Genomic DNA, 10,001 nt, shown 5'->3' on the forward strand with positions numbered 1-10,001 from the left:
ACATATAGTTGAATATTTCAGCATTAGCGAACAGTATTGAACGTCCAGAAAAACTATGTCAGCGTCTTTGGCGCATTAGGCCAAATCTTGGCCTTAAATCACAAGACTGGGCTATTTAAATTTAATTAAATGAATTAAAACAAAAGAATAGAGTCAAGCATGGATGCTTTAAGTAAAATTTTTGATGATATTCATCTGGAAAAATCCGAATATCTCTACCTCAATGTGTTTCATCCAGGCGGGTTTGATTATCAGTATGAACCGTCCATGCTGGCTTATGTATTATTACAGGGTCAAGCGCAATTAATATTCAAAGATGGCGATCTGCTTGAGCTGCAACAAGGTGATCTGGTGTTATTGCCTGCTGGTTCTGCCCATCGGATTTCTAGTCCCGGCAATGCGGATTTTTCTGAACATCATTCGATCAATTCTTATTTTCAGACTCATGCACAGCAATGTGTGGATCTCAATATCACCCATTCAGCAGAACGCAGTTTTATCCTGGCGATTCGTTCCAATCTGGATATCCAGATGGCGAAACCGCTACTGAGTGCTTTACCTAAATTTCTGCACATTCAGCATATTCTGGGAGATACAGCACCAGAATGGTTACAAGTTGGTTTGCAATTTCTGGCATTGGAAACCCAGCAACTTCGTCCGGGACGAGACAAAATTCTGGATCATCTGGTCAGTATTTTACTGATTGAATGCGTACGAGATTATATTTTGAATCTGGAAAATGCTTCGAGCTGGCTGAATGCTCTTTCGCATCCTGAACTATCTAATGCCTTGGCAGCAATTCATGGCAAACCAGAACAGCCTTGGACCGTAGAAAGCCTGGCTGAACAATGCCATATGTCGCGTTCCAAATTTGCCCAGCTGTTTACCCAGATTGTTGGTGAGCCACCATTGGCTTATCTGCAACAGCATCGACTTCGCCTGGCAGCACAATATCTCAGAAATAGCGGATTTAGCATTCAGCAGATCGCCTATCTGGTGGGCTATTCTTCGGAAACGGCGTTTAGTCAAAGCTTTAAAAAACAGTTTGAACAAACCCCGACCCGATACCGTATTGCCTGTCAAAAAAGCAAGACGCCTTTATTGGACTAAGGCTAGTACCGCTTTGACAGGATCTTCACTGTTGCCGGAAAGCAGCTGCTTGTGCATGGTGAGATGCTGCATCACCTGAATTTGAGCTGCTTCAATATCCATCAATTTTTCAATTTCAGCAGCCAGGTTTTCAGGCGTTGCTTCTGACTGGATTAATTCTTGAATGACTTTTTTACCAGCAATGATATTTGGCAACGAGAAATAAGGAATTTTGACCAGCAATTTGGCAATCTGATAAGTCAGCCAGTGCAATTTATAAAAGGTCACCATCGGACGATGCAATAACATGGCTTCCAGTGTCGCAGTGCCTGAAGCTAACGCAATGATATTAGATGCATTCATCACCTGACGGCCAATTTTTGACTCACTACTGGTATTTTCCATCAGGCGGATATGTGCTTTTAAACTGTCAGGATATTGTGCCAGCAAGTTTTCAATCTGCTGTTTACGCATCTCATTAATGGCGGGAATCAGAAACGTATAATCCGGATATTTCTGATGCAGAATTTTGGCTGCATCCAGTACCAATGGTCCTAAGCGTTCAATTTCACCACGGCGGCTACCTGGCAGCAGTGCAATATATTTTTGTGCAGGATCTAAGCCCAGTTCTGCCTGCGCTTCAGCCAGATTATTGTCTAGGGGTAACTGGCTTGCCAATGGATGACCGACAAAGGCAGCCGGAACATCCCATTTCTTGAAAAATGCTTTTTCAAATGGAAACAGGCACAGTACCAGATTAATACTGGCCTTGATACCATGTACCCGGCCTTGACGCCATGCCCAGACCGAAGGACTGACATATTGCACGGTCTTAATCGGTAACTGTTTTTGCTTCAGGGTTTTGGAAAGACGCAAATTAAAATCAGGCGCATCAATACCGATAAACACATCGACTGGATCTTTCGTCCAGGTCTCGACCAGACCATCACGAACCGCAAACAGTTTTTTAATATCTTTCAGGACTTCAACAATGCCCATGACCGAGAGAATATCCATTGGATAGTAGCTCTTGAAGCCTTCAGCCAGCATTTGCGGCCCACCAATCCCTTCAAATTCTGCATCAATACCCTGCTCTCGAAAACTACGGATGAGCTTCGCACCAAGCGTATCTCCCGATACCTCTCCCACCACGATTCCGATTTTAAGTTTCCGATTCTGCAAGTGTATTCCCTCAAATGAGACAAATTAATTCCGTTCAGATTCTATCATAAAGCATGATTTGAGCATGCCTAAGTGTTGAACTCACAAATCTTGGCTACCTCAAATAATTAAACTACTGGAATCTGGACAATGCGCGCGCCTTAGCCCAGCTTAAAAATTAAAATAAATTTAAAGCGGCTGATCTTTAAACAAATAAATAAAAAGGCATTTTGCAGAAGCTTTATCAATTTTCATACTTAGCAATAGAAAGGTATGCTAGATGATTCAAATTAAAATATAAATCAGGATGAATTACTTTAAATTTTATAGTCTTTATCTCTTTTTAGAATAAGCAAATCAATAATCAAGACAACGACTTATATTTAAAAGTCATAAGATATGCTCGTTTTTTGATTTTGGCATATATGCATGTTTGGTCCGATTGAATTTATTTTAGCAGGTGTATTGGTTGGTTTCTGTGTTGGGATTACCGGTGTCGGTGGCGGTTCGTTGATGACCCCAATCCTGATTACACTGCTTCGGGTTGAACCGCATATCGCGATTGGTACAGACCTTCTTTATGCCGCAATTTCTAAATTCTGTGGTTCACTGGTTCATGCTAAGAAAATGAATATTGTCTGGCCCATTGTGATCTGGCTGGCGATCGGCAGTATCCCTGCCTCATTTGTGACCCACTGGGTACTAGAGAATTATCTCAGTCAATCGACACATTATAAAGCAACGCTGACCATGGTATTGGGCTTTATGCTGACCCTTACTGGTGCATCTATTGTATTCCGCAATTCTATTGAAAAGTTCTTTAATAAATACCGCAAACAAGAACTGCCTGATATGACTCAGGATCTAGACAAAGTTGACTTTAAATCTGGCAATAAACGTGTCTTGATCGTGATCATGGGTATTGTACTGGGCGTGTTTGTGACCCTGTCATCTGTCGGTGCCGGTGCTTTCGGTATTATGGCCTTGATCCTGATGTTCCCGAATCTACCCATGATCCGTATTATCGGTTCGGATGTAGTACATGCTGTACTTTTAACTTTAGTCGCAGGTCTGGGCCATATGAGTGCAGGTAATGTAGACTTTACTTTATTAGGCTGGTTACTTTGCGGTTCTATTCCAGCGATTGTGATTGGAACACTGATCAGTTCACGTATGCCAGAGAAAATTATCCGTAAAATTCTTGGGATTACCCTGTTCTGTCTTGGCGTGAATTTCATTGTGAATCCAGTCAAGTCAAAACCGGTGCAACCCGCCCAACCTGAATTGGTAACAGTAGTAGAAAAAACAGTTGCTGTTTAAACTAAAGCATGGATTCATCACTTTTTTTTCAAAGAAGTATTCATCTTTTTTATAACAAAGTGACGCATCATTCATGTTATATTCAGGCTATTAAACAACCTTTTGTATGATCAAACCAGTGACGGCAATGAATACACTACAGTCAAAACCTATTTCAGCATCAGATATTGATGACGTGAATATCCAAAGCATGATTCCTTTGGTAACACCTGCTCAGTTGAAAGCAGAGTTACCTTTGACTGAAACTGCTTATCAAACCGTACTGCATGGTCGTGAAACGATTCGTAATATCCTGGATGGCAAGGATAAGCGTATTTTTGTAGTAATTGGTCCATGTTCAATTCATGATCCAGCGGCTGCGCATGAATATGCTGAACGTTTAAAAGCTTTAAGCGAAAAAGTAAAAGATAGCCTGTATATCGTAATGCGTGTTTATTTTGAAAAACCGCGTACAACTGTAGGCTGGAAAGGTCTGATCAATGACCCTGATATGAATGACTCTTTCAATATTGAGAAAGGTCTGCGTATCGGTCGTAAACTGTTACTGGAGCTGAATGAACTTGGCCTGCCATGTGCAACAGAAGCACTGGATCCAAACTCTCCACAGTACTATCAGGATTTAATTTCATGGTCAGCGATCGGTGCACGTACTACCGAGAGCCAAACTCACCGTGAAATGTCTTCTGGCCTGTCTTCACCAGTCGGCTTCAAAAATGGTACAGACGGCGGCTTAACTGTTGCGACCAATGCAATGCAATCTGTTAAACATGGTCACAGCTTCCTGGGTCTAAATGACCAAGGTCAGGTTGCGGTGATTCGTACTTCAGGGAATCCATATGCACACGTGGTTCTACGTGGCGGTAATGGCAAACCTAACTACGATGCAGGTTCAGTTGCAGATGCTGAGGCAGCGCTTGCGAAAGCCAAAGTCAGCGGCAAGATCATGATTGATGCCAGCCACGCAAACTCAAATAAAGACCCGTACTTACAACCGCTTGTCTTAAAAAATATTACTGAACAAATTCTTGATGGAAACAAGTCAATTGTTGGTATTATGGTAGAAAGTCACCTGAAAGGTGGCCGTCAGGATATTCCTGCCAATCTTTGTGATCTGGAATATGGAAAATCAGTGACTGATGGCTGTATCGATTGGGAGACCACAGAAAAAGTGTTGCTTGACATGCATGAGGCATTGAAGGACGTTTTACCTAATCGTTAAACGAACTGACAAACGCCATCGACAAGATGGCGTTTTCATTTCTGAACAAGGAAAATTTTATCTGATGAATGAAATTGAAACTGCATTAAGTCAAATTGAAAATTTTCAGTTCATCCATGACCATCTGTTCAGCTCTGGTCAGCCGACAACTGAACAACTAAGGTTGATTAAAGAATACGGCGTATCCACCGTAATCAATGTGGCATTAACAGATAGCGATCATCATCTGTTACATGAAGATAAAATTTGTCTTGATCTTGGCTTGAACTATATCCAATTGCCCATCTCTTGGGAAACTCCCTCAGATAGTCAGTGCCTACTGGTACTGGATCTGATTGATCATCTGGTCAAAGAACAAATGGTCTGGGTACATTGTACGCAGAATTATCATGTCAGCTGCCTGATGTATTTATATCGACAATACTATATGGATATGGACATGCCGACTGCACAGGAATATCTGCATCAGCTATGGGAACCGAATGAAACCTGGACCGGTTTAATTCATGCGGTTGCCCTACAGCTGCAAGGCCGTAAAGCAACACAGGAACTGGAGTTATCCCTGATTCATCCCAATAACTTCGGTTGATGTTATTTATAGTGGCTGATCAGAACAGTTGCCATAGACAGAATACCTTCCTGACGGCCAGTAAATCCTAATTTTTCAGTGGTTGTGGCTTTAATACTAATTTGAGTCACATCCACATCCAGCACATTGGCAATGCTCTGACGCATTTCCAGATTATGTTTAGCCAGCTTTGGACGTTCACAAGCTACAGTGATGTCAGCATTATTTAGGCGATAACCACGATCCAAAATTAGCTGATAGACATGCTTTAATAAAACCTTGCTGTCTGCACCTTTAAACTGCGGATCGGTATCTGGAAAATGCTGGCCAATATCGCCTAGCGCCAAGGCACCTAGCAAAGCATCACAAAGTGCATGTAAAACCACATCACCATCAGAGTGTGCTTTCAAGCCATGCGTATGTGGAATCTGAATACCTGCCAGAGTGACAAAATCACCTTCTTCAAATGCATGTACATCCAGTCCCTGACCAATACGAATTTGTGCAATCACTTTTATATCCTTTAGAAATAACTGATTGAAATCTTGTACACGACGTTTCTATTTCGCTATAGTTAGACCTAGCGTAACACAGTGAAAGTATAAGCGATCATGCTACTGAAAACTGATATAAATATGATGAAAATAATGGGACTTTTACTCGGGACAGGCCTTTTTGCTAGCAGCATTCATGCTGAATCGCTGGACTGTAGCAGTCATCATAACAATAACGCAGCCATGAAAAAGATCTGCTCAGTCTCTCTTGATGAACCGCGTGAAAAACTGACAGATCAATATTTTACCGCCTTTCTGATTACAGATGCGCCTGTTCGCTTATTACAAGATACCCAGCAGCTATGGAGTACACGCTTACAGCAATGTAAGACGCTGGACTGCTTTAAACAGCAATTTGACCAGCGTCTGGATGACCTCAATATTTATATTTCCTTGAATCAGAGCCTAACTCAGCACTATCTCAAGTTTGAACAGGGCCAAATGGCCAAACAGCCAATTCATCTCAAGATTCATCAGCTGACGAAAGACCGCATCAAAATTGAAGGAATTGCTTACCGCAATCCGAATAATCGTGCAGAAACCCAGACCATTCCTTTTCTAGCTTATACCACGACCGAAACTAAAAGCCAGATTACGGATAATGAGCATGACTGCAAATATAACTTTAACTATAGCAAGGCAATTTTGACGGTCAGTACCGAACAAAAAGGCTGTGAGCGCTTTAGTGGTATTTATCGTTTATATGATTAAACAGCTGACTTTTTTTATCTATTGATGTCCTGAATATGTATTTAAAAATTTAAACTAGAAATTCCCTCTCCTTAAAGGAGAGGTTTTTATAAAGATTCCCTTTATCCTAACCTTCTTTCTCAGGTAGAAGAAGCTTAATGAATAAATAATTATTTTTTGATCTTTAAAAATAGCCCGTAAGCGGGCTATTTACTTAGGCCGGGTAATGCTGAGCTATTTCTTGGCTAATCATAGCTGCGGTTGCCGCTGATAATGTCCAGCCTAAATGTCCATGGCCGGTGTTATAAAAGACACGTTCCTGTCTACCACGACGCACCACTGGCATCATGTTCGGCATCATGGGACGCAGACCTGCCCATGGAACCACATGTTCAGTACACAGATCGAAATTGCGTTGTGTCCAGTCAATTAAAGGCTGAATTCGGTCAACACGAATATCCCGATTATAACCATTAAATTCCGCGGTTCCTGCAACACGTAAGCGGTCTTTACCTAAACGTGACAAGACGATCTTGGCGCTCTCATCTAGCAGACTGACCCAAGGAGCATTTTGCTGACTTTGCTCATCATTCAGCTGTACGGTAATTGAATAGCCTTTTACCGGATAGACATTCACTCGCTCACCCAACAGATCTGCCAACTGATAACTACTTACGCCTGCACATACCACAATGGCATCCGCCTGAATCTCGAGCACATCTTCAGCATTGGCATGCACATTTTCAGGGCTTGGTCTGCATTTAACCGTAATATGCTGTGCTTGGTGATCGACCGCAAATACATCCTGACCAAATTCGAAGTTCACCCCTTTTTTCATACAGGCATTTGCCAGTCCAGTACTGAATTTATGAATATCTCCAGTCGCATCACTCTGGCAATAAAACCCGGCATAATAATCTCCAGTTAATGCAGGTTCAATCTGCTTGATTTCTTCATTGCTGATGGCATTACGTTCCAGACCACCACTACACAACAGATCATTGACCTTAATTGCGACATCATAATCAGCTTTATTATGGTAGAAATGTAGAATTCCGCGCTTTTCCAGATCAAAATCAATCTGCTCAATTTCGGCAATTTCAAACAGACGTTTTCTGGCCAGTAATGCGATTTTTACCGTTTCCCGGGTATTGGTTTCATAGTTTTTAATATGACCTAGAAATTCCATCAGCCAGCTATATTTATGCAGACTAAAAGAAGGATTAAGCAATAGCGGTGCGGTTTTTTGTGACATCCATTTGATGCCTTTCAACACAGTGGCTTTTTGATTCCAGACTTCTGCATTACAGGCAGAAAGTTGCCCGCCATTAGCAAAGGATGTTTCCATCGCGGGATAAAGATGACGGTCAACCACCGTAACCTGATAACCGAGTAAAGCGAGCTCATAAGCTGTTGTCACACCGGTAATGCCTGCCCCCACCACAATAACATGACGCATAGACACCTCTCCTCAATATGTGATGTCTTTCCCATCTGTCATGTGTACCTGAGAGCTTCGGTGACTGCATTATAGCTGTATGCGGCAACCTTCCCCCTTCGGTGAGTGATTCAACACTTCTCTCCAGAGTTTAATATATTATTGCAGTCCTTTTGCCTGAGAGTTTCCTGGGACCTTGCTCCTTCGGCGAATGCAGTAGCATTTCTCTCCTGCAATAATATTTTTATTATCCTGAGCAATTTATATACCATCTTATTGGGATCTACAGTTTTTTATTTATGTTAATTCACGTGATTTAAGCGGTAACGATACTTTTAATAAATTTAGAAGAAATAACACTATCTATTTCAAATGAATTTTAAGTTTTTAATTTTGATTTTTGCTTCATTTTCTTTCGTTATGCTCCAATGAAAGGCATTTAAGAAAAGCAATAAAGTTAATATTTGCTTAGGCTATTTATAGGATTGATTTACCAGAAAACTCTCAATCTATGACCGACTTTCAGATCCTAAAATTAAATTAACCAGGAAAGAATCAACATGAGAGATCCTGCCGCGACTACCGTTTGCATACTGATAACACTGGCCATGAACTGGCTATCTCCCCCATAGACACGCGTCAGTACATAAGAAGCTGAAGCAGTAGGTAAGGCAAAAAACAACACCAGTACCTGTGTGGTTAGAGGATCAATATCAAATAATTGGCAGACAAAGAAAGCAGCAAGCGGCATTCCTAATAAACGCCCAAAAGTTGCCAGGCCTAATGGTAAGATATCTTTCTGAAAGCCTTGGAACTGTAAGGCAGCCCCCACACACATCAAGCCAAGCGGCAAACTGCATAAGGCAATCTGTTTTAGGAATAATTCAAACCCGGCCCAGAGTGATAAGCCTGAAAGATTAAATAGGCCTCCAACAAGAGAACCTAGAATTAAAGGGTTCTTTAACAGATCAATCAGGATTTTGAAGATCTGCATATCTGAACTACGGGTAAATGCCAGTACAGATAAGATATTGACCAGTGGAATACATAACACCATCACTACGGCGAAAATGGTCATGCCCTGCTGATGAAATAAAGCATTCACTGCTGCAAGTCCGATATAGGTATTAAAACGCAGGAGTGCCTGCACATAGACCCCAAAACGTGCATAGCTAATCTGATAAATCTTGCGCATCACATATAGAGCAATACTGACCACTGCCATAAGGCTAAAGACCACCAGAACCACATCTTTAATGACTGCCATTTCAATCTTGGCTACGGCCAGATTTAAAAATAGCATGACTGGAAACAGGACAAAATAATTAAGTTTTTCTGCCCCACGCCAGAAATTATCTTCCAGCCATTTCCTTTGTTTTAATACATAGCCCAAAGTAATCAGGCCAATAAGCGGAAACAGTACAGTGAAGATAGTCTGAAACATTGAACAACTCATGATATGGGTTTTGCGGCAATCGCATCCAATTCAATTGCCTGTCAATGAGCAAGGATACAACAACCGGCTCGTTTCAAGATAAAAATAGTGGAAAATTCAATGGATAATAAATAAAAAACACTCTCGCTGGCTTTAATTAAAATACGCTTTAAATCCAACTTTCATCTTTTGCAACATTTAGTGCATCATTTTTTAGTCTTTCAAGCTCCTCATAAACCTTTGCATCAAGCTTCGGACGGACTTTTTCAAACTTAACTTTTAACAAATCCAGGCTTCTTAAGAGCATCCTAAAAATGAGTCTCTCACGGCCTAAATCATCTGTTGCCTTAAAAGTTGTTGGATCAATCCTTAAACGGAAATTCATATTTCTACGTTTAAAGGCGGATTCAAGCGGCAAGTGCAACAGTATAAAAACCAGCCATAACTTCACTCGGTGTATACCAACCTAGTGTTTTTCTAGGACGATGGTTGAGTGCAAACTCTATCTGCTCTATTTGTTCGTTTGA

General features: G+C 41.3%; 10 protein-coding genes, 1 pseudogene and 1 riboswitch. Of the genes and pseudogenes, 5 read left to right on the forward strand and 6 right to left on the reverse strand.

Translation table 11 applies throughout. The features are described 5' to 3' along the window. The first annotated feature begins 159 nt into the window (after positions 1-159). Positions 160-1,110 carry an AraC family transcriptional regulator gene (locus tag FTV14_RS13255; RefSeq protein ID WP_159122888.1) on the forward strand — a complete coding sequence of 317 codons (951 nt, stop codon included), beginning with the start codon at positions 160-162 and terminating at the stop codon, positions 1,108-1,110. Here FTV14_RS13255 and lpxB read toward each other — a convergent pair. Beyond that, complete coding sequence (gene lpxB, locus FTV14_RS13260; protein WP_180054022.1) at positions 1,099-2,271, reverse strand: lipid-A-disaccharide synthase; 1,173 nt, start codon at positions 2,269-2,271, stop codon at positions 1,099-1,101. The two genes, FTV14_RS13255 and lpxB, sit on opposite strands and share 12 nt — an antisense overlap. 408 nt (positions 2,272-2,679) lie before the next feature. On the opposite strand from lpxB, the gene FTV14_RS13265 reads away from it, so the two are divergent. From FTV14_RS13265 to FTV14_RS13275, 3 genes are all read left to right on the forward strand, one after another. Continuing rightward, positions 2,680-3,570 (forward strand): sulfite exporter TauE/SafE family protein, encoded by an 891-nt coding sequence (locus FTV14_RS13265; RefSeq protein ID WP_180054023.1) that lies wholly within the window; start codon positions 2,680-2,682, stop codon positions 3,568-3,570. A gap of 127 nt (positions 3,571-3,697) precedes the next feature. Then, the gene (locus FTV14_RS13270; RefSeq protein ID WP_125278643.1) at positions 3,698-4,789 is read left to right on the forward strand and encodes a 3-deoxy-7-phosphoheptulonate synthase; all 1,092 of its coding nucleotides are present in this window, start codon (positions 3,698-3,700) and stop codon (positions 4,787-4,789) included. Between the two features lie 64 nt (positions 4,790-4,853). After that, the gene (locus FTV14_RS13275; protein WP_125278644.1) at positions 4,854-5,378 is read left to right on the forward strand and encodes a protein tyrosine phosphatase family protein; all 525 of its coding nucleotides are present in this window, start codon (positions 4,854-4,856) and stop codon (positions 5,376-5,378) included. Positions 5,379-5,380: 2 nt separating this feature from the next. On the opposite strand, the gene ispF is transcribed toward FTV14_RS13275, so the two are convergent. Then, positions 5,381-5,869 carry a 2-C-methyl-D-erythritol 2,4-cyclodiphosphate synthase gene (gene ispF, locus FTV14_RS13280; protein ID WP_180054024.1) on the reverse strand — a complete coding sequence of 163 codons (489 nt, stop codon included), beginning with the start codon at positions 5,867-5,869 and terminating at the stop codon, positions 5,381-5,383. 99 nt (positions 5,870-5,968) lie between these two features. Between ispF and FTV14_RS13285 the strand changes: the two genes are divergently transcribed. Next, positions 5,969-6,622 (forward strand): hypothetical protein, encoded by a 654-nt coding sequence (locus tag FTV14_RS13285; protein ID WP_125278645.1) that lies wholly within the window; start codon positions 5,969-5,971, stop codon positions 6,620-6,622. Between the two features lie 193 nt (positions 6,623-6,815). Here FTV14_RS13285 and FTV14_RS13290 read toward each other — a convergent pair whose 3' ends face one another. From FTV14_RS13290 to FTV14_RS13305, 4 genes and pseudogenes are all read right to left on the reverse strand, one after another. Further along, a complete protein-coding gene (locus FTV14_RS13290; protein WP_179993234.1) occupies positions 6,816-8,060 on the reverse strand; it encodes a D-amino acid dehydrogenase in 1,245 nt (414 codons plus the stop codon). Positions 8,061-8,194: 134 nt separating this feature from the next. After that, positions 8,195-8,282: riboswitch (glycine riboswitch) on the reverse strand. A gap of 292 nt (positions 8,283-8,574) precedes the next feature. Continuing rightward, a complete protein-coding gene (locus tag FTV14_RS13295) occupies positions 8,575-9,483 on the reverse strand; it encodes an AEC family transporter (RefSeq protein ID WP_180054025.1) in 909 nt (302 codons plus the stop codon). Positions 9,484-9,643: 160 nt separating this feature from the next. After that, positions 9,644-9,859, reverse strand: a complete 216-nt coding sequence (locus FTV14_RS13300; protein WP_218948196.1) for a hypothetical protein — start codon at positions 9,857-9,859, stop codon at positions 9,644-9,646. A gap of 22 nt (positions 9,860-9,881) precedes the next feature. Then, positions 9,882-10,001 (reverse strand): annotated as a pseudogene (locus FTV14_RS13305) (IS30 family transposase); the annotation flags it as partial.

The sequence above is a fragment of the Acinetobacter sp. YH12236 genome (genome assembly GCF_013417645.1).
Taxonomy (GTDB): domain Bacteria; phylum Pseudomonadota; class Gammaproteobacteria; order Pseudomonadales; family Moraxellaceae; genus Acinetobacter.

Coding starts and splice junctions, on each gene's coding strand:
- FTV14_RS13300 (WP_218948196.1), bottom strand. CDS start 9,859: ATGAATTTCCGTTTAAGGATTGATCCAACAACTTTTAAGGCAACAGAT.
- FTV14_RS13265 (WP_180054023.1), top strand. CDS start 2,680: ATGTTTGGTCCGATTGAATTTATTTTAGCAGGTGTATTGGTTGGTTTC.
- FTV14_RS13285 (WP_125278645.1), top strand. CDS start 5,969: ATGCTACTGAAAACTGATATAAATATGATGAAAATAATGGGACTTTTA.
- FTV14_RS13295 (WP_180054025.1), bottom strand. CDS start 9,483: ATGTTTCAGACTATCTTCACTGTACTGTTTCCGCTTATTGGCCTGATT.
- FTV14_RS13290 (WP_179993234.1), bottom strand. CDS start 8,060: ATGCGTCATGTTATTGTGGTGGGGGCAGGCATTACCGGTGTGACAACA.
- FTV14_RS13275 (WP_125278644.1), top strand. CDS start 4,854: ATGAATGAAATTGAAACTGCATTAAGTCAAATTGAAAATTTTCAGTTC.
- FTV14_RS13255 (WP_159122888.1), top strand. CDS start 160: ATGGATGCTTTAAGTAAAATTTTTGATGATATTCATCTGGAAAAATCC.
- FTV14_RS13270 (WP_125278643.1), top strand. CDS start 3,698: ATGAATACACTACAGTCAAAACCTATTTCAGCATCAGATATTGATGAC.